This is a genomic window from Streptomyces sp. NPDC020917 (genome assembly GCF_044333795.1).
Lineage (GTDB): Bacteria > Actinomycetota > Actinomycetes > Streptomycetales > Streptomycetaceae > Actinacidiphila.
Window position 1 is genome coordinate 18,061 of record NZ_JBIRRR010000011.1, and the last position, 21,942, is coordinate 40,002.

Below are 21,942 nucleotides of genomic sequence, written 5' to 3' on the forward strand. Positions count from 1 at the left end.
GGCGGCTCGTACATCGCCGGGTGCGGCTGCGCACGCAGCACGGAGTGGAGGCGGGGCACGCACCGCGGCGTGCACGCGGGGAACGCACCGCCGGGAGCGTATCGCCTCGCGCGGGAGGCGCCCGCCGCCGCTTCGGTCCTACTCCCCCGTCGCGCCGTCGACGGACTCGCGGATGAGGTCGGCGTGGCCGTTGTGCCGGGCGTACTCCTCGATCATGTGGCACACGATCCAGCGCAGGCTCGGCGTGAACCCCTTGCGACCGGTGCGCTTGGCCAACTGGCCCATCCCGCCGCGTTCCAGGGCCTCCGCGGTCCGCTCCCGGGAGCGGCCTATCGCGTCCTGCCAGATCCGGTGGAGTTGCTCGGGGGTGTCGTCGACGGCCGAGTGCCAGTCCCAGTCGGGATCGGCATCCCAGTCGACGGTGTCCCAGGGCGCGGGCTTCTCCCGCCCGTCCAGCCACTCCGAGAACCACCAGTCCTCGACGAGGGCGAGGTGCTTGAGCATGCCGCCGAGGGTCATCGTGGAGACGCCGACCGTCGCGTTCAGCCCGGCCGCGTCGAGGCCCTCGCACTTCCAGGCCAGCGTGGCCCGCTGGAAGTCCAGGAAGCCGAGGAGGGTTGCGGCCTCGTCAGCGGCGGCGGGCGGTTCGGGCCGCCCCTGGTCGTCGAGTTCTGTCATGCTCCCGGAGTCTAGGTGGAGCGGTGTCGGCTCCGCCTGGGGTGGGCTACCTCGCTTACCGGGTACCCGGTTCCGTGTTTGCGGCTGCGCCGCGCTCGTCCACTTCCCCGGCCGAGTTCCGGGGTGGCCCGGGGTGCGCTTTGCCGTGTGCGGGTGTCGTCCCGCCTGGTCGCGCTGGGGGTACCTCCCAGGCGAAGCGCTGGGGGACCTCGCGCCCCTTCGGGGTTCGGGGTGCCCCCGGGGGTGCTTTGCCGTCGTGCGGCGTCGTTGTGGCTGGTGGCGCAGTTCCTCGCGCCCCTTCGGGGTCCGGGGTGCCCCCGGGGTGCTTTGCCGTCGAGCGGCATCGTCCCGCCTGGTCGCGCAGTTCCCCGCGCCCCTGGCGGTGCACCTTCGGTGGGTGGGGTCGGGGCCGCCACGGGAGTATCTCCTCGGAACTGTGCGTGCGGCTTCTTTCGAGAAGTGGGCCGGGCGCATGCACAGTTCCTGCGGGGACACTCCCGCACCGTCCCCTCCCAGCCCGGCCCCCGTCTGCGGGAGGAATAGGGCTGGTGCTCCCCTGCCCACAACGGCGCACCCCAGGGGCGCGGGGAACTGCGCGCCCAGCCACCCACGCACGGGGCACCCGGCAACGGCGGCCCGGGGGCACCCCGGCCCCCCGCCCCGGAGGGGCGATGCTCCAGGAGCGCGGGGAACTCCGCGCCCAGCCACAACGCACGCCGCAGACGGCAAACCACCCCCGGGGGCACCCCGGCTGCCGCAGGGGCGCGGGGAACTGCGCGGCCAGCCACGGCCGGTCCGCAGCCGGGAACACAGGCCACGGGGGCAGCCCGGGCCCCCGCCCCGGAGGGGCGATGCTCCAGGAGCGCGGGGAACTCCGCGAGCAGCCAGGACGGTGCGGCAGGCTGCGAGACCACCCGCGCGGGCAGCCCGGATGCCGCCAGCGGCGACCCCGAAATACCGTGCGCGCCTACGGCAACTGGGGTGCCCCGCAGGGTAGTTCGCCGTCTGCTACCTACGTCGTGGCCGGGCGCGGAGTTCCCCGCACTCCTGGGAGCATCGCCCCTGCGGGGCGGGGGTCCCGGGCTGCCCCCGTGGCCACGTTGCCGGGTGCGGATCGGGGGTGGCTATGGGTGGACGCCGTCCCCATTCCTCCCGCAGACGGGGGCCGGCCCGGGAGGGGACGGTGCGGGAGTGTCCCCGCAGGAACTGTGCACACACCCGGCCCACCCAACGGAGAGAGCCGCACGCACAGTTCCGAGGAGACACTCCCGTGGCGGCCCCGACCCACCCACCGAAGGTGCACCGCCAGGGGCGCGGGGAACTGCGCCACCAGCCACAACGACGCCGCACGACGGCAAAGCACACCCGGGGGCACCCCGGCTGCCGAGGGGGCGCGACGAGACCAGCGCGACAAGCCACGACGAGACCAGCACACGGCCAAGCGCAGCGCGAGGCACCCCGGACCCCGAGTGGCGCGAACGAGGACGGCGGACCGTTGGACGGGAGGGCGCGGCGTGGGGCCGTGCGGGAGCCGTGCCCCGGGACACCTCCGGGCGGGGCCGGGGATCAGGCGGGCTGGGCGGAGAGGAGGGGATGGTCCGGGGTGAGGACATGGCGGTGGGTCAGGACGACGACCCCTCCGACCAGGTAACCGAGAGCCTGGAACACCAGCAGCGGGATGATGCCGACCACGTTCCCGAGGATCCCCGCCGCGGCGATCCCGACAAGCACGGCACCCCCCTCCACCGCCCCGAGCGCCCCGAAGACCCGGCCGCGGGAGCCGTTCTCGGTGAGGCGTTGGAGAACCGTCATGGATCCGGCGACGGTGAAAGCACCGGGGACGCCCACAAGAATCATGCAGGCGAAGGCCGGAACAAGGCTGTCCGAAGCCAGCGGATAGCAGAACAGGGTCAGGTCGACCAGCCCGAAGAGGACGGAACCCGCACCCCACATGGCCGCCGCGGGGAGCCGCGAGCCCACCGCCGCGGCGACCAGGCCGCCGGCGATGCCGCCCACCGCCTGGGACGACACGATCAGCCCGTAGGCCCGTGCGCCGCCGCCGAGTTCGGTGGTCACGAAGGGGGCGAACAGCGTGCTCATCAGGCCCTCGCCGATCTGGGTCACCAGCCCGAAGAGGAAGACGAGCCGCATCGCCCGGCCGGCCGCGCACAGCCGCAGGCCGTCCTTCCACTCCGCTGCCAGCCGCGCGACCGCGCCCGCCGTCCGGCCCGTCCCGTCGGACCGATCGCGCTCGGCCCGGTGGCGGATGCAGGAGACGAGCACCACCGCCACGAGGAACGTCGCGGCGTCCGCCGTAGCGAGCAGCGGTATGCCGCCGACCGCCGCCAGGACACCGCCGAGCGCGGCACCGAGGAGCCGGGCGACGTCGCTCGTCTGGCTGTTCAGCGCGTTCGCCGTCAGCAACTGCCGCGGTTCGATGAGTGCGGGCATCAGCGCCCGCTCGGCCGGGACGAAGAACTGCTGCAGGCAACTCTGCGCGAGCACGACGACGTACACGATCCAGATCGTCCGCTGGTCCCGCACGGCGAGCAGCGGCACGAGGGCGACCACGTGCAGGAGGTTGAGGGCGATCATGGCCCGCCGCCGGTCCCAGCGGTCGGCGAAGACGCCGGCGAACGAGCCGAGGACGACCGTCGGCAGGAACGACGCGAGCAGCAGCGTTCCCGACGTGAGCGTCGAACCCGTCAACTGGTAGACGCGGAAGGCCAGTCCGGTCCGGAGTATCCAGTCGCCGGTGAGCGAGACGAGCCCGGCGCCCAGCAGTAACCGGTAGTCCCGCCGGCCCGCGAGCACCGCCCACACCTCCCTCACCGCTCGTCCTCGGACTCGGACTCGGGCGGTGAGACGGTGATGATCTGGGTGAAGGCCACGTGCCGGCTGCCCGGCGGGCGCGTGGACTTCTCGTCGATGGGCCGCTCGTCGACGTACCGCTGCAGCAAGCCGTCGATCTGCTGGGCCAGTTCCGTGAGTTCCTCGGCCGTGAGGTAGATCCCGTACCGGTCGATGCCGGCGCTCTCCCGCCAGACCGCGTCCTCGCCCTGCCGCTGCTGCTGCCACGTGGCGAACTCCTCGAGAGCACGCTCGGCGACGAGTTGCTCGAGCACGCCCACGGCGACCTCGCCCTCGGGCGTGAGGTCCGACCTCGGCCAGGACTGCGATGTCGACACGAGCCGCCACCGGCGCTCGCGGTTGTCCCTCCCCTGCGCCGGCTCCACGAAGTCGTACTTCGCCAACTGCCGCAGGTGGTGCGATGCGAGCGCCTGGCTGATCCCCAGCCGCCGGGCGGCCTCCGTCGCGGTCAGCGGTCCCTCCTTGCCCAGCAGGGACTGCAGTTCCAGCCGGATCGGGTGCGCCATCGCCCGGATCGCCAGCGGATCGTCCAGAAACCGTATGCGGCGCGGATCACTTTCCAAGGACATGCTTTGCAATATGGAGCCGCCTCACCCCAATGTCAAGCAACCGCTTTGAATCCCCAACCCCCGCCCCCCACCGGCCTTCCCGCGGCCGACGAGCCCGGGAGGGGACGGTGCGGGAGTGTCCCCGCAGGAACTGTGCATCCCCCCGGCCCACCCCACGAAAAGACCCGCACGCACAGTTCCGAGGAGACACTCCCGTGGCGGCCCCGACCCCCCGGACGAACCGCACGCCCCAAGGGGCGCGGGGAACTGCGCGACCAGCCGAAGCGAACCGCACGTCGGCAATGGCGCCCAGGAGGCACCCCGAAACCCGAACGGCCGCGGGGAACGGCGCGACCAACCACAGCGAGGCCGTTCGACGGCAAAGCACCCCCCGGGGGCAGGACAAGCCCCGCACGCCCGCCCGGGAGCCGCACCCCGTTTCCCCTCTAGCTTGCTAGAATGCTAGCATCGACACCGTGGCCGACGACGACGTCAAGCAGTTCAACGTGTACCTGCCGATCGGGCTGATCAAGCAGGTCAAGTACCGCGCCATCGAGTCGGGCATGTCGCTGTCGGCGCTGGTCGCCGAGGCACTGCGCGCCTATCTCGACGACACCGACGGGCGCGGACCGCAATCGACCGGAGAGGAGAAGTGACGTGGCGACCGAGGGAATCGAGGCCGTGTTCCTCACCACGCACAACTGGGGCAAGGCCGCCAAGTTCTTCCAAGGACTGGGCTACGAGCTGGAGTTCGCCACCGACCACGACTCGGGGCAGCTGCGCAACGGCGACGGGCCGTACCTGTTCATCGCCGAGGTCCCGCAGGATCAGGAGCCGGCGACGCGCATCGTCATGAAGGTGCCGGACGCGGACGCGTTCCGCCCAGATCCCGCCGTCGAGGTGGTCACACCGTTCGAGGAGACCCACTTCGACACCCGGGAGATGACCGTGCGCGACCCCGACGGGCGCCTGTGGAGCCTGCAGGCTCCGGCCGGGAACTGACCGCGACCGCGGCCGGGAAGGACGGCACACCGATGAACCTCCGGCAGACCGACGACCGGGCGGTCGAGGAACCCGACGGCACCGCGGTGCGCACCGCGCTGTGGCGGGCGATGCACCTCGAGGCCGACCCGCCGCCGCACGTGCTCGAGGACGGGGTCGGGCTGCGCCTGGCCGCTCCCGGGGACGGCTGGCGGGACCGACCCGACATGGACGCGCAGGCCACCCGCGGTTTCCGCGCGGCCACGGTGGCGCGGGCGCGGTTCGTCGAGGACCTGGTCGCCGAGCAGGCCGCACGGGGCGTGACGCAGTACGTGATCCTGGGCGCCGGCCTGGACACCTTCGTGCAGCGCCGGCCCGAGCTCGCCGGCCGGCTCCGGGTCTTCGAGGTCGACCGGCCCGGCCCGCAGGCCTGGAAGCGCCGACGGCTGCACGATCTCGGCTACGGCGTCCCCGACGGGCTGCGCCTGGTGCCGGTGGACTTCGAGGCGCGCGAGGACTGGTGGGCGCGGCTGGCCGCCGCCGGGTTCGATTCCGGCCAACCCGCGGTCCTGGTGTCCACCGGGGTCAGCATGTACCTCAGCAGGGCCGCAACCCAGGCGACCCTGCACCGGGCGGCCGGCCTGGCGCCCGGCTCGACGCTGGCCATGACGTTCCTGCTGCCGGCCGCGCTGCTCGACGACGCCGACCGGCCTGGCCTGCGACGGAGCAAGGACGGCGCGCAGGCGTCCGGGACGCCGTTCGTCAGTTTCTACGCCCCCGCGGAGATGCTGGCACTGGCCCGCGAGGCCGGTTTCGCCGACGTCCGGCACGTGCCGGGCCGGGAGCTCGCCGAGCGCTGGTTCACCGGCCGCTCCGACGGCCTGCGGCCGTCGAGCGGCGAGGACTTCCTGGTCGCGGGCACCTGACACCCCGTCAAAGCACGCCCGGCGCCCCGGTATCGCCGGGGCGCCGGTGCCGGGCCCGGGATGTCCGGAAATCGCAGGCCCCGGGATCGGCCATTCCCCTTGACGGTCCGGGATTCACGGCCCAAAATGGACCAACTTTGACAACGTTGTCACGCCGCCCGGACCTACAGGAGCCCTCACCGTGCACGACGAACACCGCGCCCTGGCCGTTGCGGCCGCTCCCGCCAGCACTGCCCTTCCGGTCCCGGCGCGGGCCCTGGCCGGCGTCGACCTGGAAGGGGCCGATCTGACCGGGTGCGACCTGAGCGGCGCCGACCTGGAGTCGGCGCATCTGGGCAGCGCCGATCTGGTCGGAGCGCGGCTCGTCGGCACGGTGCTGCGCGACGCGGACCTGTCCGGCGCCGACCTGACCCGGGCCCTGCTGAGCCAGGCCGATCTGCGCGGCGCCGACCTGTACGGGGCGAACCTGTCCGGGGCCGACCTGCGCGGCGCCCGGCTGGACGGCGCCCTGCTGGACGGCGCGGACCTGCACGGTGCGTTGCTGGACGGCGCCGGGCTGGACGGCGCGGACCTGCGGACGGCGCTGCGGCTCGACGAGCGCCAGCTCATGGCGGCGGTGCCGACCCCGCGCACCCTGCTGCCCGTGCTGCCCCCCGCCGATCCCGCGCTGCTCGGCGGGGCACTGGGGTCCGAGCCGGCGAGCGATCCGTCCCGCCGCTGACGCGGCCGCACCGGGCGCTCCGCCGCCGCGCGTCGACCGCTGCCCGCACCCTTCCGGCGTCCCGGGTCACCCGGTGGGAGCGGACGGCACCGTGCGGACGTCCACGCCCGCCGCGGCCAGCGCGTCCAGTTCCTCCTGCGGGGCCCGGTCGTCGGTGACGACGGTGTGCAGGGCGGCGGCGGGCGCGACGTAGGCGAGTGCCGTGCGGGAGAACTTGGCCGCGTCGGCCACCGCGATCACCCGGCGCGAGGAGGCGATGGCGGCCCGTTTCACCGCCGCCTCGGCGAGGTCGTAGGCGGTGAGGCCGTCGCCTGCGGTCAGCCCGCAGCAGCCGAGCACGGCGGTGTCGAAGCGGAGTGCGGCCAGTGCCGACTCGGTGAGCGGCCCGGTCAGCGCGAGTTCGCCGGGGCGCGGCTCGCCGCCGGGGACGATCAGGCGCAGCCGCGGCGCGCCCGCGAGGGCGTTGGCCGCGTGCAGGGACAGCGGCATCACGGTCAGCCGCCGCTGCTCCAGGACGCGGGCGACCTCCAGGCAGGTGGTGCCGCTGTCCAGGACGACGGTCTCACCGTCGGCGACGAGCGACGCGACCTCCGCGGCGATCCGCTGCTTGGCCGCGCGGCCCTCGGTCGCGCGCAGTGCGAACGGCGGCTCCTCGCCGCGCAGCAGCAGGCTGCGGGCCCCGCCCCGGTAGCGCTCCAGGACGCCCTGGCCGGCCAGGATCTCCAGGTCGCGGCGGACGGTCATCTCGGAGGCCCCGGTCAGCGCGGCCAGTTCGGCGACGCCGAGCCGGCCCTCCGTCCGCACGGCTTCGACGATCTGCCGGTGTCGCTCGGTGCTTGCCATGGACCCCATTGAACACCACGAACATTCGCTATGTTCGATAACCCCTCTCACGAACACATCAAATGTTTGTTATGTTCGCGGCCATGCAGCGAGCTCTCCGCGCCGCCCGGGCGGCCACCTTCGCGTACTTCGCTCTGAACGGCTTCGTCCTGGGCATGTGGATCGTCCACATCCCGGCCGTCGAGCAGCGTGCCGGCATCAGCCATGCCGTGCTCGGCTCGCTGCTGCTCCTGCTGGGCGCGGGGGCGTTCGCCGGCATGCAGCTGGTGGGCCCGCTCACCGACCGGTTCGGCGCGCGCACGGTGGTGCCGGTCAGTGCCGCGATGTGCGCGGCGGCGCTCTGCCTTCCGGGGCTGGCGACCAGCGGGTGGCTGCTGGGCGGCGCGCTGCTGGTGCTCGGGGTGGGCAACGGCTGCCTGGACGTGAGCATGAACGCCCATGCGGTGCAGGTGGAACGCGGTTACGGGCGGCCGGTGATGTCGGCCTTCCACGCCGTGTTCTCGCTCGGCGGCGTCGCCGCCTCCCTGGTCGGCGCCCGCACGCTGAGCTGGGGCTGGAGCGCTCCGGCCACCCTGGGCGGCACGGCGGCGGTGTGCCTGGCGGCCGCGCTGCTGGTGGCCCCCGCGCTGCTCCCCCGCGAGACGGTGCCGGCGGCGGACGCGCCGATCGCCGGGCCCGGGAAGAGCGGGGAGCCCGATGCCGCGCCGGAGCGGACGCGGCGCCGCACGCCGGGACGCATCTGGGCGCTGGCCGCGCTCGCCCTGATGGTCATGCTCAGCGAGGGCGTCGCGAACGACTGGAGCGTGCTGGCCACCCGCGATGTGCTGCACGCGCCCGCCGCCACCGCGGCGTTCGCCTACGGCGCGTTCGCCACCGCCATGACGATCGGGCGGCTGCTGACCGACCGGGTGGCCGGGCGGTTCGGGCCGGTCCAGGTGGTGCGGTGGGGCGCGGGCACGGCGGCGGTGGGCATCACCGCGGTGATCTGCTCCCCGTGGATCCCGCTCGCGCTCGCCGGCTGGACGGTCTTCGGGATCGGCCTGTCCGGTTGCGTGCCGCAGCTGTTCAGCGTCGCCGGGCACGCCGACCGCGAGGCGGCGGGCGCCAACGTCTCCAAGGTGGCCGGGCTCGGCTACCTCGGCATGCTCGCCGGCCCGGCGGCGATCGGCGGGCTCACCAGGATCGTCCCGCTCAACGCGGCGTTCCTGGTCCCGCTGGGGTGCTGTGTGCTGGCCGCCGCGGCGGCGGGGACGCTGCGCACCCCGGACCCGGATGCGGCGCGGGAGCGGCCGGCCGTCGCGGCGGACGCGGCGGCCGGGTAGCGCGCGCCGCCGGCGCGGCCTTTGCCGGTGGAAAAGGCCGTGCCAGGAGCGGGAGTTCGGCCCGCAGGCGGGCGCCGCCGGCGTGCGGGGCGACGGCGAGGGTGCCGTGGTGGGCGGCCGCGATGTCGCGGGCGATGGGCAGTCCGAGCCCGGAGCCGCCGGTGTCGCGCGGGCGGGCGTGGTCGAGGCGGGCGAACCGGTCGAAGACGGTTCCGTGGTGCTCGGCGGGGATGCCGGGGCCGTCGTCGGTGACGTCCAGCACGGCCCGCCCGCCGGCGGCGGACAGGGCGACGGTGACAGCGCCGGCGGCGTGCCGCACCGCGTTGTCCACCAGGTTGGCCACCAGCCGCCGCAGGTGCTCCGGCGATCCGTGCACCGGCAGGTCCGGGGCGACGTCGAGCCTCACCCGCACGTCCAGCCGCGGCCGCGGGCGGGCCGCCTCCTCCGCCACCAGCTGGGCCAGGTCCACCTCCCGTGCGCGCAGCGGCTCCCGGGCGTCGAGCCGGGCGAGTAGCAGCAGATCGGAGGTGAGCGACTGCAACCGGGCCACGTCGTCCAGCGCCTCGCCGGCGAGCGCCTTCTCCTCGGGTCCCGCCAGTTCCAGGCGGGTGCGCAGGATCGCCATCGGGCTGCGCAGTTCGTGGGCGGCGTCGGCGACGAACTGGCGGTGCGCGTCGACCGCGGTGCGCAGCCGGTCCAGCGTGGCGTTGACGGTGCGGGCCAGGGCGGCGACCTCGTCGCGGGTGGCGGGTTCGGGGACCCGCTCGTGCAGGCCGTGCGCGGTGATCTCGGCGACCTTGGCCCGGATCGCGGACACCGGCCGCAGCGCCCGGCCCACGGCCAGCCACGTGAACAGGGCGACCAGCGCGAGCAGGGCGGGGACGCCGGGCAGCAGGACGTCGGTGAGGGTGTTCATCGCGGCGCGGGCCGGCGCTAGGGACGCCGTCCCCTTCACCGTCACCGAGCCCTGACGGGTGGTCACCACCTGGGTGACGACGACCATGCCGCCCTCGCCCTCGGAGGTGACGGTGCTGCCGCCGAGGCCCGGCAGGTCGCCCGGCCCGCCGCGCTCGGTATGGATCACCCCCGGTGGGCCGCCGGCACCGGTGCCGGGTGCCGGGGCGCCGCCGGCGGCCCTCAGCTGGGCGTCCGCCTGGTTCCGCGCGTCCTGCAGCGCCGACTGCCTGGTGGACCCGGCCAGGCTCGCGTCGAGCGCCGCGAACAGCGCGAAGGCGGCCAGGCAGAGGGCCACCGCGACGGCCGCGGTCGCGGTGAGCGTGGTGCGCAGCCGCACTCCCATGTCAGCCCTCCAGCCGGTAGCCGGCGCCGCGGACGGTGGTCAGCGTCGCCCGCCCGAACGGCTTGTCGATCTTGCGGCGCAGCGCGCTGATGTAGACCTCGACCACATTGGAGTCGCCGTCGAAGGCGAAGTCCCAGGCGCGGGCGAGCAGTTCGGACTTGGCGACCACCTCCCCCGCCCGGCGTGCCAGGCAGTGCAGGATGGCGAACTCCTTGGGGGTGAGGGCGATCTGCACGTCGCCGCGGCTGCAGCGCAGGCCGGCCGGGTCGATCCGCAGGTCACCGACGGCCAGTACGGCCGGCCGCTCCCGGGCGCCGCGGCGGACCAGGGCGCGCAGCCGGGCGAGCAGCACCACGTACGAGAACGGCTTGCTGAGGTAGTCGTCGGCGCCGGTGTCCAGCGCCTCGGCCTCGTCGTACTCGCCGTCCTTCGCCGTGAGCATCAGGATCGGCGTCCAGTTGCCGGCCTCGCGCAGCCGCGCGCAGAGCGCGTAGCCGTGCAGTCCGGGGAGCATGACGTCGAGCACGATGACGTCGTACGGCTGCTCAGTCGCCATCCACAGTCCCTCGTGCCCGTCATGGGCGAGGTCGACCGCGAAGCCCTCCCGGGTCAGGCCGTCCTTGAGCAGCTCGGCCAGCCGGCGTTCGTCCTCCACCACGAGTATCCGCACGCCGCCAGGGTGCACGCTCCCACCTAAGGCGAACATGAAGATCGACAACGGCTTCTTCAGGACCGCTTCAGCCGCCCGCGGTGACGCTACCGGGCGTCAGATCAACCGATCTGCGGCAACCGACGGATGGCGTCGGCCATCAACGGGAGTGAGCACAGGATGAAGAAGAACAGGATCGTGGTGGCCACCGTCCTCACGGCCGGCCTCGGCCTGACGGGGGTGGTGGCGGCGTCGGCCAGCGGCGCCGCCACGCCGGGCTCCGCGGCGCCGGCGAAGGCCGCCACCGCGCAGGTGCTGGGGCACAAGGGCACCCCCGGCCGGGCGCCCGTGGTCGTCTGCGCCTTCGTCAAGGCCCCGAAGGGCGGCAAGCCGGGCCAGGGGCTGCCCGTGCCCAAGCCCGGGCACCGGCCGGAGAAGATCACCATCAAGGTGGTCGGCGGGAAGGTCTACGTCAACGGCAAGCCGGTGCCGGGCGCGAAGGTCGGCAAGGACTGCCCCGAGCCGCCCGCGCTGCCGCCGCTGCCCGGTGGCAAGACCGCCGGCGGCACGATCGTCCAGGGCGCCCCCGGCGGCCGGGAGGCCGGCTTCACCACGAGCACGAGCACGCTGGCGGGCTGAACGCGCCGGGGCGCCCGCGGACCGGTCGTGCCGGTCCGCGGACGCCCCGGGAGGGTGCCGGTCGCCTTGTCAGGCGGTCGCCACCGCGAAGATGTGCATGTCGCCGCCGTCCGTGCTGGCGGGCAGGGTGACGCTCGCCAGCTGCTTGCCGTCCTGCAGCGTGATCGCGGCGCTGGCGAACACCTCGGTGCCCACCGGGTCCACGCTGCCGCCCATCACGTCCCGGTAGGTCGTGTGCACGGCCACGGTGTTGCCGAACGAGGGCTGCTGCGAGCCGCCGCCCAGCGTCCAGTCGCTGAAGCCGATCTGGGCCTGCTGGGTGGTGCCGTCGGTGTAGGTGAGGGTGACCGTGCCGGTGCTGGAGCCGTCGCTGGCGCTGCCGAGCAGGCTCAGCTTGGTGCGGCCCTGGGAGGTCGCGCTCACGTCGAGCACCTGGTCGCCGCCGCCGACCTGGATGTTGTCCGGGGCGCCGGGGGTGACCTGCGGCCAGGTGAAGTCGAAGCCGCCGGAGGAGACGGTGCCGCCGGGCACCGCGCCCGCCGCGGCCAGCGCCTTCGCCGAGTAACTCCAGCCCCCGCCGTCGAAGTCGGCCGCGGGGTTGGTGTCATCGGCGGAGATGCCGGCGTTGTTGACGTACCAGGTGACGGTGCCGCGCACGCCGACCGTCACCGACAGCCACGCCTTGGGGGCGGTGCCGCCGTTCGGCGTCGACAGGGTCACCGGGACGGCGTAGACGCCCGCCTTGGCGTCGGCCGAGGCCGACACCGACAGCGGCACGGAGGCCGAGCCGCCCGCGTCGAGGGCCGCCTGGCCGCTGGCCGGCGTCACGGTGACCCCGGCCGGGGCCGCGGCGCTCCAGCGCACGGTGGTCTTCTCGTCCCGCAGCGTCGACAGCTTCAGCGAGGTGTCCGCGGAGTGGCCGGGCTCGATCTTCACCTGGCCGGGTGCGGTCGCGGCGAAGAACGGCGCCTCACCGTCGCGGTAGGACGGCGGCGCGTCCTTCGGGTCGGCGCCCCACGTGGTGTTCGGGGTGCTGCCGAGCGTGAAGTCCAGGGTGCCGCCGTGCGTGGCGAACGACGCGGGGACCCACGGCTGGTGCGAGACGTGGCCGTCGGTGCGCAGGCCCTGCACGTAGATGTTCTTCGTGGAGGCGCCGGGGGCGTTGACGGTGATGGTCTTCCCGAGCCCGGTGCGGATCACCGCGTGCGGGAAGACCGGCGCGGACAGCACCAGGTCGGCGCGGCTGGGCACCTGCGGGTACATGCCCAGCGCGGAGAAGACGTACCAGGACGACATGGTGCCGGCGTCGTCGTTGCCGGGGATGCCGCCGGGGGTGTTGGTCCACAGCCCGTCGGTCTCGGCGCGGACGGTCTCCTGCGTCTTGTAGGGGGCGCCCAGGTAGTCGTACAGGTAGGGCGCGTTGATGTCGGGCTCGTTGGTCGGGTCGTACTTCGTCGGGTCGTCGGCCGAGAAGTCGAACTTCCCGTCGGCGCCGCGGAAGAACGCGTCCAGCCGGTCGGCGGCGGCCTTGTTGCCGCCCATCGCCTGGGCCAGGCCCGCGACGTCGGAGTAGACCATCCACGTGTAGCGGGCGCTGGTGCCCTCGACGAAGCCGCTGCCGGTGCCGGGGCTGAACGTCGCGCCGGACCAGGAGCCGTCGCTCTTGCGGTCCCGCATGTAGCCGCCCTGCGCGGTGGCGTTGGGGTCGAAGACGTTCGTCCAGTTGCCCGCGCGGTCGCGGAACTGCCGCTGGACGGTGTGGTCTCCGGTCTGGCCGGCCAGTTCGGAGATGCCGAAGTCGGCCGCTGCGTCCTCGAGCGTCTCGGCCGCGCCGGCCCAGCAGTGGCAGTTGTCCGCGGGGACGTAGCCGAGCTGCAGGTACTTGTCGAGCGCCGGGCGCTGGCCCACGCACTCCACGTTGCAGCCCGCGCTGTCGCTGTCGTTCGCGGTCGGTACGGTGGCCGCCTTCACCAGCGAGTCGAGGGCGCCCTTGACGTCGAAGTCCCGCCCGCCGAAGGCGTAGATGCCGGCGAGCGCGGCGTCCGACGGGTCGCCGGACATGATGCTGGTCTTGCCGTTCTCCAGCAGCCAGCGGTCCCACTCACCGCCGCGCTGCTGGGCGTAGTTGAAGAGCGACTGCGCATAGTCGCTGCCCACATCCGGCTGCAGCAGGGTCAGCAGCTGCACCTGGGCGCGGTACTGGTCCCAGCCGGAGAAGGTGCCGTACTGGGCGCGCTGGTTCTTCCCGATCCGGTGGATCTTGCGGTCCCCGCCGAGGTACCGCCCGTCCACGTCGCTGGTGAGCGTCGGCTCGAGCATGGAGTGGTACAGCGCGGTGTAGAACGTGGTGCGCTGGTCGGCGGTGCCGCCGCCCACCTCGATGTGGCCCAGGGCGCGGTTCCAGTCGGCGGCGGCCTGCGTGCTCACCGAGTCGAACGAGCGCGACGGCGCGTTCTCCGCCTGGAGGTTGGCCTCCGCGTTCTGCGCGCTGACGTAGCTGACCGCCACCTTGGCCTGCACGCGCTGGGTTCCGCCGGCGAACGTGACGTAGGCGCCGGAGCCCTTGCCGGCCACCGGGCCGCCGCTGCTGGAGTAGCCGGTACCGCCGGAGGCGCTGGTGGAGCCGGCGTTCAGCGTGCCGTCGGTCCAGGTCCCGACCTTGGCGAAGGGCGTGTCGAAGTGGGCGGTGAAGTACAGGGTGTAGACGTCGTGCCGGTTGTTGGCGCTCTGCGGGCCGCAGAAGTTGCCCGCGCTGACCGAACCGGTGACCGTCCGGGCGGCGGCGTCCACCGAGACGGACGCGGCGGCGCTGCCGCTCTCGGAGTTGGACGTGCGGAAGAGCATGCTCGCCGGCTTGTCGGCCGGGAAGCCGAACTCGCCGGTGCCGGTGCGCGCGGTGGTGGTCAGCTCGGCACTCGCCCCGCTGTCCAGCGCGACCTTGTAGTAGCCGGCCTTCGCCGTCTCGTTGGCGTGCTTGAAGGTGCTGGCGTACTTGGCGTCGGTGGTGTCCGAGCTCGGCGAGGAGTCGACGTCGCCGACGTACGGCAGGATCGGTATGTCGCCGTTGGCGCCGGAGCAGCCCACGCCGTTGAGGTGGGTGAGGCTGAACCCGCGGATCTTCGTGGCGTCGTAGCGGTAGCCGCCGGGCGCGGGCGTGGAGACCTGCCGGCCGGTGGAGTTCTGCGGGCTCCAGGCGAGCATGCCGAACGGCACGACGGCGCCGGGGTAGGTGTTCCCCGCGTTGGAGGTCCCGATCAGCGGGTTGACGTACGACGCGGGGTCGTCGGCGCTGCTCGTGGTTCCGGCCGAGGCCGGGGCGGCCCCGACGCCCAGCCCCAGCAGCGCGGTGGCCGCCGCGACGGCCGCGGCGACGGCCCCCCGCCGCCTGCGGGAACGGTCCGACCGCCCCGAGGTTCTGTCTGACACAGTTTCTGCCCTTCATGCCCGACAACGTTGTCAAGAATCGGCTTACGATGCTTACGGTTCCCCCTGGGGAGTGTCAAGAGTCGGTGCGGTACTGGGGGTTGGGGCGCGGCCGCCCCGCGCGGGGCGGTGACGCGGCGCTGCGCCCGGGGAGGCGGCGTTGCACCTGGGGACGCGCGGGGACGTACGCAGCCGTACCGGGATGCATGCGGCCGCGCGGGGACATGTGCGGCCTCACGGGCACGGGGCGGAGGGGGCTGCCGGACTGGCCGCGGCGCGGAGTGGCGCGCGACGACGCGCGGATGCGCAGGGACGTACGCCATGGTGCGGGCGCGTCGCCGCTGGCGGTGGGGAGGAAGCAGCTCCTGGGCCGAGGATCACGGACCTGATCGAGCAGCCACGTGTCCGGCAGACCGGCGGCGTCGGTGGAGAATCCGCCTCCGAGAAGCGCGACGCGCCGTTCCGGACGATCAACCACGAGGGTGCCTCCTCGGTTCGGCCAATGCCAGGTCGGGCCGTCCCCGGGCCGGCTGCCCGCAGGGCGCCAGGTGCGCGCCGGTCGGCGGAGCAGCGTTCACGAGATGGGTCCCATGGATTCGCCGGGCGGACGGCCAGGGACTTTCTTCAGCCGTGGCTGCGGGGCGGCGTGGAGGACGGGTTCGTGTGACAGGGAGCGGGGCTCGGGGGAGAATGGGGCGGCGAAGTTCGACAGGGTGCGGGAGGGGACCGATGGGGAACGTCGAGGCCGGGGCCGAGGTGGCCGCGCTGCTGGCATGTCTGGCCTCGCAGCGGCGGCACGTGCTGGACGCCCTGGAGGGGTTGGACGACGAGGCGCTGCGCCGAGGGGTGCTGCCGTCGGGGTGGAACTGCCTGGGACTGGTCCGGCATCTCGCCCTGGACGTCGAGCAGTTCTGGTTCCGCGGCGCCCTCGCCGGGGAGCCGGAGGTGATCGAGTGGGCGCTCGCGGAGCACGAGGAGCCGTGGGAGGTCGGGCCCGGCGTTCCGGCCGCGGACGTCCTGGCGCTCTACCGCCGGCAGATCGCCCTCGCGGACGCCGTCGTCGAGGGCCTCGCTCCGGACGCCGCGCCCGCCTGGTGGCCCACCGAGATCTTCGGTCCCCCGCACCTGCACTCGGTGCGCGAGGTGGTCCTGCACGTCATCACCGAGACCGCCTGCCACGCCGGCCACCTGGACGCGGTCCGCGAACTCATCGACGGGCGCCAGCGGCTGGTGCTCACCTGACGGTCCCGGCACCGGCCCGCGGCCGGCGCGACACCGGGACCTCCGTCAACCGCCCTACGGGCGCGGCATGTTGCGCAGGTTGGCCCGCGCCAGCTGGACCATCTTGCCCACGCCGCCGTCCAGCACCGTGCGGCCCATGGACAGGGCGAAGCCGCCGATCTGCTCGCCGGTGATCTTCGGCGGGATGGACAGGGCGTGCGGGTCGGTCACCACGTCGACCAGGGCCGGGCCCTTGTGCCGGAACGCGTCCTTGAGCGCTCCGGACAGCTCCTTGGGTTTCTCCACCCGCACGCCGAAGGCGCCCGCGGCCCGGGCGACCGCGGCGAAGTCCGGGTTGTGGTTGGTGGTGCCGTAGGCCGGCAGCCCCTCGACCATCATCTCCAACTCGACCATGCCGAGGCTGGAGTTGTTGAACAGCACGACCTTGACCGGCAGGTCGTACTGCACCAGGGTCAGGAAGTCGCCCATGAGCATGCTGAATCCGCCGTCGCCGGACATCGACACGACCTGGCGGCGGCGGTCGGTGAGCTGGGCGCCGATGGCCTGCGGCAGGGCGTTGGCCATCGAGCCGTGCGAGAAGGAGCCGATGACCCGCCGCTTGCCGTTGGGCGTCAGGTAGCGGGCCGCCCACACGTTGCACATCCCGGTGTCCACGGTGAACACCGCGTCGTCGGCGGCAAGGTCGTCCAGCACGGCCGCCACGTACTCGGGGTGGATCGGCACGTGCTTGTCGACCTTGCGGGTGTAGGCGCGGACGACGCCGTCCAGCGCCTCGCTGTGCTTCTTCAGCATCCGGTCCAGGAACCGCCGGTCCTCCTTGGGCCGCACCTTGGGGGTCACCGAGCGCAGCGTCTCGCCGACGTCGCCCCACACGGCCAGGTCCAGGCGGGAGCGGCGGCCGAGCCGCTCGGGGCGCACGTCCACCTGGACGATCCGCACGTCGTCGGGCAGGAAGCGGTTGTACGGGAAGTCGGTGCCGAGCAGGATCAGCAGGTCGCACTCGTGCATCGCCTCGTAGGCGGCGCCGTAGCCGAGCAGGCCGCTCATGCCGACGTCGTACGGGTTGTCGTACTGGATCCACTCCTTGCCGCGCAGGGCGTGCCCGACCGGTGCCTTGACCCGCTCGGCGAACGCCATCACCTCGTCGTGGGCGCCGGCGGTGCCGCTGCCGCAGAAGAGGGTGACCCGGCGGGCGGCGTCGACCATGGCGGCCAGGTCGTCGATCTCGGCGTCGCCGGGCCGCACCTGGGGGCGGCGGGAGACCATGGCGTGCTCGGCCTCGCTGCGCGGGGCGGTCTGCGCGGCGATGTCACCGGGCAGGGCGACCACGGACACCCCGCCCTGGCCCACCGCGTGCTGGATGGCGATGCGCAGCACGCGGGGCATCTGGCCGGCGTTCGAGATCAGCTCGCTGTAGTGGCTGCACTCGCGGAACAGCTGGTCGGGGTGGGTCTCCTGGAAGTAGCCGGTGCCGATCTCGCTGCTGGGGATGTGCGAGGCGAGGGCGATGACCGGGGCCATGGAGCGGTGCGCGTCGTACAGGCCGTTGATCAGGTGCAGGTTGCCCGGGCCGCACGAGCCCGCGCAGGCCGCGAGCCGCCCGGTCAGCTGGGCCTCCGCGCCGGCGGCGAACGCCGCGGTCTCCTCGTGCCGTACGTGCACCCATTCGAGGGACGGGTTGCGGCGCACCGCGTCCACGACGGGGTTGAGGCTGTCGCCCACCACGCCGTACAGGCGCTGCACGCCGGCCCGGACGAGCACGTCGACGAACTGTTCGGCCACGGTCTGTTTCGCCATGCTCACCATCACGCCATGCGGCCGCGCATCCCGCATCCCGGCTCCCGCCCGCACGCGGCGCGGCACCCGGCGGCGGGGACGCCCGGCGCCGTCCGCGGGGGAGGCCGGGCCGCGGCCGCGGCCGGTCCTCCCCCGCGGCGCGGGCGGGCTCAGCGCAGGACGGCCTGGAAGCTGCGGCCGTAGGCCTGCCGGGTGGTCACGTCGATCCGGGTGCCGCCGGGCACCCGGCTGACGACCACGCCGTCGTCCGCGGACACCGCCTGCAGGGCGCGGCCGTGCAGGAGCACGGAGACCGCGTCGCGGCCGGTGGTCGGGTCGGCGACGGCGAGCGAGGTGGTGCCGTCGCGCTCCTCGCGCAGGATCACCGACGCGGGGCCGTCCAGGGTCAGCCGCTCGGCGTGGTGGGTGCCGTCGGTGAACGTGTTCGCGGCCAGCAGTCCCAGCCGGGTGTGCCGCACGGCCTGCAGGCGGGTGGTGTTGGCGAGCACGGACAGCGGCCCGCGGGCGTAGCCGGCGAGCGCGTCCTCGGTGGCGTGCGGGACCAGCGCGTAGGCCAGGCTGGTGTGCGCCGAGCCGGCCGGCTGCTCGACGGCCACGGAGAAGACCTGCTTGGCGGCTGCCGTGTCGGGGTTGGAGGTACGCACCACCCGGCGGCTGCGGCTGACCTGCTGCAGCGCGACGGTGGGATCGGGTCCGTCGAGGAAGGCGTAGCCGACGGCCGTGCCCTGGGCGGCGTCGGCGTAGCGCAGCCAGGCCAGCGGGCCGGTCCCGGTGCCGGACCAGGGGGCGCCGCCGCGCAGCCGCCCGGTCAGGGTGACGGGGGCGGAGGGTCCGGCGATGCGGGTGTCGAGGGTGGTGGTGACCGCCCGCCCCGCGCCGTCGCCGACGCCGGCGGCGAGCATCACGATCTCGTCGTCGAGCATGAACCAGGACTTGGTGGCGTCGGCGTTGCGGTAGACGACGAAGTCGTCGGGGAGCAGCCCGGCCTGCTTGGCCGCGTAGGCGGCGTCGTCGGACTGGACCCAGGCGGCGCTGCCGTAGGCGCCGAGCCGGGCCCCGCCGGAGTGGGCACCTGTGGAGAGCGGGAAGTAGACGTAGGTGTTCTGGGACACCGACGACGAGGTGAAGCCGAGGTCCGGGTTGTCGTACCAGGCGGTGCCGTACAGCTCGGGAACGGTCTTGCGCTCCTCCACGGGTGCGGTGACGCCGCCGAGGGCGTACGGCGAGACGGTGGTGAAGTAGTCGATGCCGAACGCCTGCGTCTGGTCCTGCCCGGCCAGGTACAGGTAATGGGCGCCGGCGCCCTGGAACCAGGGCATGAGGTTCTCGCCGCTCATGTACTCGTAGCCGCTGATGCGGGTGGAGCTGCGGGAGAGCGCGAACGCGTACCCGGGGCGCCGGTGGATGCTGCGGTCCATGGCGGCGAAGGCGGTGTGCTGGGCGGCCGCGTTGAGGTCCCGGGCGGTGACCGAGGTGTCGGCGAGCAGGTCGGCGTAGCGGACCACGGTCACCGGGGAGGTGAACCTGGCCGGGTCGGGGGCGCTGCGGGAGGTCTGCCGGACGTACCTGGCGTATCCGCCGAGCGCCGCGGCGTCGTCGCCGGTCGTGTACCCGGTGAGGTCCACGACGGCCTCGACGATCGCGGCGACGTCGGCGTACCCGGTGCCGGTCCTGGACACCGCGCGGCCCTTGACGGTCTCCATCATCCAGCCCTCGAAGATCAGCGGGGCGAACGCGCCGGACACCCATCCCTGCACCACGCCGACCAGTTCGCCGCCCGGCATGTAGCCGGTGCCGTCGAGCATCTTGATCGTCTGCACGATGCGGGTGAGCAGGCCGCTGCCGTAGGAGCCGGTGTAGGCGACGGAGGCGTGCTGGATGAACGAGCCGTCGGCGTAGAAGCCGTCGGTCACCTCGTGCTGCAGGTGGTACGGGTCGACGGCGGCGTACACGGTCAACTGGTCGGCAAGAGCCTTCGCGATGCGGGCGTCGTCGCCGAGCACCGCGCCCTGCAGGATCCGGTTGGTGGTGATGTCGGCGAGGTTGGCGCCGGTGTGGAAGCGGGAGTCCAGGTCGACGTCGCCGTTCTTGCCGTTGCGCAGGTAGCCGTCCATGGCGGCCACATAGGTGGCGGACAGGCCGGGCCGGTTCGCGGTGAGGAAGTCGTCGAGCAGCACCAGGGTCTTGGCGGCGTAGGTGGGGATGCCGATCTCCCAGTTGAACCAGTTGCCGTAGTAGCCCTGCGCCTGGTCGCCGTAGAAGTGGTCGTAGAGCCAGGTGAGTCCGTCGGCGACGCGGGTCTGCACGTCCGTGCTGCCGTTGAGGTCGGCCGGCGCGCCGGGCGTGCGGGTCGCCAGGGCGATCTCGTACAGGTACTGGAAGGACGTCGTCAGGTTCGGGTCGCTGGTTCCCAGGGCCACCCCGTGGAACAGCTCCGACGGGCCGGACGCGGCGTCCATGGCGGCAAGGTGGCTGCGCGCCGTCGAGGCGATGGACGCGGTCTTGGCGGCCGTCTCGGGCCGGGCGTTGGACTGCGCGGTGCCGGCGAAGATCGCCACGGTGTTGGCGAGCAGGGCCGCGCGGTCGGCGGCCGCGTCCGCGGGGCGGACGCCGGCCGGCTCCGCGGCACGGGCGTGCAGCGCGGGAACGAGGGCCAGGAGCGCGGCGGACGGGACGGTCGACAGCAGGGCGCGACGCGATATGGGCACGGCGGATGCTCCGATCACCGGGGATGGAAAGCGCTTGCCGCATTGAAGCAACCGCGCTCCTTCCTGTCACTAGAGGCGACCGCGACCGTCTGTGACCTGGGAGAGCCTTTACATGGGGAGTGCAACCGCCGGGAGGGGACACGAGTCCCCTTAGGGTGGAGCCAGCTGAGGCAGTGACACGAGTGGAGTGCGGACATGGGTCGGGGCAAGACAGGCATAGCGATCGCACTGGTGACGGGTGCGGTTCTGGCCGCCACCAGTGCGTGCAACGGCGGGGGTTCGCCGTCCGCCGCGTCGAGTCCGAGCGGGTCGGGGTCGTCCGCGGCCTCGGCGACCCCGAAGCCCAGCCCCACCACCACGAAGCCGGCACCACCGCCGATGCTGCTGGAGACCATCACGCCGATGACCGGGACCACGGTCGGGGTGGCGATGCCGATATCCGTGCTCTTCACCAACGCGGTGGCGACCTCGGCCAGGGCCTCGATCGAGCAGCACCTGAAGATCACCACGTCCGTGCCGGTGACCGGCGCCTGGCACTGGTTCAGCGACACCCGGGTCGACTTCCGCCCGCAGGGCTACTGGAAGGCGGGCACCAAGGTCTCGCTGGACGCCGCGCTGACGAACGTGTCCAACGGGCACGGCCGGGTCGGTGTGCACGACTACCACCACGCGTTCACCGTCGGCGACGACGACGAGGTCACCGTGTCGGTGCCCGGGCACACCATGCGGGTCACCAAGAACGGCAAGCTCGTCAAGACCATGCCGATCGACGCGGGCAGCCCCGACTGGCCGTCGTGGGACGGCACCATGGCCGTCATCGACAAGCAGCCCAAGGTCCGGATGACGTCCTGCAGCGTCGGCATCAGCTGCGACAAGAAGAGCCCCAACTACTACGACCTGACGCTGCCGTGGGACGTCCACCTGACCAACTCCGGCACGTACATCCACTACTCGACCGGTGACCCGCAGCCGGGCCACAGCTACGGCTCGCACGGCTGCGTGCACCTGTCGCTGGCCGACGCCAAGTGGTTCTACAACTGGGCGCGGCAGGGCGACCCGGTGACCATCACCGGCTCGCCGCGCGGCAAGGCGCCCGGCAACAACGGCTACGCCGACTACAACCTCTCGTGGCCGCAGTGGCTGCAGACCAGCGGCGCCGGGCAGATCACCACGACCGTCGGGGCGTAACCGGCCTCTCACCGCCGCGGGGCCCCCCCCGCCCCCCGCCGGGGGGGGGGCGCGGCGGGGGGCGGGGGGGCGCCCGCCCGGCCGCGGCGGGCCGGCGGGCGGAGGG

At 73.4% G+C, this 21,942-nt stretch carries 16 protein-coding genes and 1 pseudogene; 8 read left to right on the plus strand and 9 right to left on the minus strand.

The window, feature by feature from the left end:
- Positions 1-138 precede the first annotated feature (138 nt).
- The 3 genes from ACH4TG_RS23170 to ACH4TG_RS23180 all read right to left on the minus strand — a co-directional run bounded on the left by ACH4TG_RS23170 (position 139) and on the right by ACH4TG_RS23180 (position 4,118).
- Positions 139-678: a DinB family protein gene (locus ACH4TG_RS23170; protein ID WP_398244349.1), complete on the minus strand. Its 540-nt coding sequence runs from the start codon at positions 676-678 to the stop codon at positions 139-141.
- A gap of 1,566 nt (positions 679-2,244) precedes the next feature.
- A complete protein-coding gene (locus ACH4TG_RS23175) occupies positions 2,245-3,510 on the minus strand; it encodes an MFS transporter (protein WP_398244351.1) in 1,266 nt (421 codons plus the stop codon).
- On the minus strand, positions 3,507-4,118 hold the full coding sequence (locus tag ACH4TG_RS23180) for an ArsR/SmtB family transcription factor (RefSeq protein WP_398244352.1): 612 nt from the start codon (positions 4,116-4,118) through the stop codon (positions 3,507-3,509). The genes ACH4TG_RS23175 and ACH4TG_RS23180 overlap by 4 nt, the downstream gene beginning before the upstream one ends.
- A 455-nt stretch (positions 4,119-4,573) precedes the next feature.
- Between ACH4TG_RS23180 and ACH4TG_RS23185 the strand changes: the two genes are divergently transcribed.
- The 4 genes from ACH4TG_RS23185 to ACH4TG_RS23200 all read left to right on the plus strand — a co-directional run bounded on the left by ACH4TG_RS23185 (position 4,574) and on the right by ACH4TG_RS23200 (position 6,725).
- A complete protein-coding gene (locus tag ACH4TG_RS23185) occupies positions 4,574-4,753 on the plus strand; it encodes a CopG family transcriptional regulator (protein WP_398244353.1) in 180 nt (59 codons plus the stop codon).
- Between the two features lies 1 nt (position 4,754).
- Positions 4,755-5,099 carry a VOC family protein gene (locus ACH4TG_RS23190; protein WP_398244354.1) on the plus strand — a complete coding sequence of 115 codons (345 nt, stop codon included), beginning with the start codon at positions 4,755-4,757 and terminating at the stop codon, positions 5,097-5,099.
- 32 nt (positions 5,100-5,131) lie between these two features.
- Positions 5,132-6,004, plus strand: coding sequence for a class I SAM-dependent methyltransferase (locus tag ACH4TG_RS23195; RefSeq protein ID WP_398244355.1), 873 nt, complete (start codon positions 5,132-5,134; stop codon positions 6,002-6,004).
- Between the two features lie 181 nt (positions 6,005-6,185).
- On the plus strand, positions 6,186-6,725 hold the full coding sequence (locus tag ACH4TG_RS23200; protein WP_398244356.1) for a pentapeptide repeat-containing protein: 540 nt from the start codon (positions 6,186-6,188) through the stop codon (positions 6,723-6,725).
- 66 nt (positions 6,726-6,791) lie between these two features.
- On the opposite strand, the gene ACH4TG_RS23205 is transcribed toward ACH4TG_RS23200, so the two are convergent.
- Positions 6,792-7,568: a DeoR/GlpR family DNA-binding transcription regulator gene (locus ACH4TG_RS23205; RefSeq protein ID WP_398244357.1), complete on the minus strand. Its 777-nt coding sequence runs from the start codon at positions 7,566-7,568 to the stop codon at positions 6,792-6,794.
- Between the two features lie 83 nt (positions 7,569-7,651).
- Here ACH4TG_RS23205 and ACH4TG_RS23210 point away from each other — a divergent pair, with 83 nt between their 5' ends.
- The gene (locus tag ACH4TG_RS23210; protein ID WP_398244358.1) at positions 7,652-8,890 is read left to right on the plus strand and encodes an MFS transporter; all 1,239 of its coding nucleotides are present in this window, start codon (positions 7,652-7,654) and stop codon (positions 8,888-8,890) included.
- Positions 8,891-8,996: 106 nt separating this feature from the next.
- On the opposite strand, the pseudogene ACH4TG_RS23215 reads toward ACH4TG_RS23210, so the two are convergent.
- Positions 8,997-10,190 (minus strand): annotated as a pseudogene (locus ACH4TG_RS23215) (sensor histidine kinase); the annotation flags it as partial.
- A 1-nt stretch (position 10,191) separates the two neighbouring features.
- Positions 10,192-10,860: a response regulator transcription factor gene (locus tag ACH4TG_RS23220; RefSeq protein ID WP_398244359.1), complete on the minus strand. Its 669-nt coding sequence runs from the start codon at positions 10,858-10,860 to the stop codon at positions 10,192-10,194.
- 159 nt (positions 10,861-11,019) lie between these two features.
- Here ACH4TG_RS23220 and ACH4TG_RS23225 point away from each other — a divergent pair, with 159 nt between their 5' ends.
- Complete coding sequence (locus ACH4TG_RS23225) at positions 11,020-11,478, plus strand: hypothetical protein (protein ID WP_398244360.1); 459 nt, start codon at positions 11,020-11,022, stop codon at positions 11,476-11,478.
- A gap of 69 nt (positions 11,479-11,547) precedes the next feature.
- Here the strand turns inward: ACH4TG_RS23225 and ACH4TG_RS23230 are convergent, their stop codons facing one another.
- Positions 11,548-14,904 carry a GH92 family glycosyl hydrolase gene (locus tag ACH4TG_RS23230; protein ID WP_398244361.1) on the minus strand — a complete coding sequence of 1,119 codons (3,357 nt, stop codon included), beginning with the start codon at positions 14,902-14,904 and terminating at the stop codon, positions 11,548-11,550.
- Positions 14,905-15,630: 726 nt separating this feature from the next.
- Here ACH4TG_RS23230 and ACH4TG_RS23235 point away from each other — a divergent pair.
- Positions 15,631-16,143, plus strand: a complete 513-nt coding sequence (locus ACH4TG_RS23235) for a DinB family protein (protein ID WP_398244362.1) — start codon at positions 15,631-15,633, stop codon at positions 16,141-16,143.
- Positions 16,144-16,197: 54 nt separating this feature from the next.
- Here the strand turns inward: ACH4TG_RS23235 and ACH4TG_RS23240 are convergent, their stop codons facing one another.
- Both ACH4TG_RS23240 and ACH4TG_RS23245 read right to left on the minus strand, forming a co-directional pair.
- Positions 16,198-17,940 (minus strand): pyruvate dehydrogenase, encoded by a 1,743-nt coding sequence (locus tag ACH4TG_RS23240; protein WP_398244363.1) that lies wholly within the window; start codon positions 17,938-17,940, stop codon positions 16,198-16,200.
- A 149-nt stretch (positions 17,941-18,089) separates the two neighbouring features.
- Positions 18,090-20,648: a polysaccharide lyase family 8 super-sandwich domain-containing protein gene (locus tag ACH4TG_RS23245; RefSeq protein WP_398244364.1), complete on the minus strand. Its 2,559-nt coding sequence runs from the start codon at positions 20,646-20,648 to the stop codon at positions 18,090-18,092.
- 195 nt (positions 20,649-20,843) lie between these two features.
- Between ACH4TG_RS23245 and ACH4TG_RS23250 the strand changes: the two genes are divergently transcribed.
- Complete coding sequence (locus tag ACH4TG_RS23250) at positions 20,844-21,836, plus strand: Ig-like domain-containing protein (protein WP_398244365.1); 993 nt, start codon at positions 20,844-20,846, stop codon at positions 21,834-21,836.
- Positions 21,837-21,942: the final 106 nt, after the last annotated feature.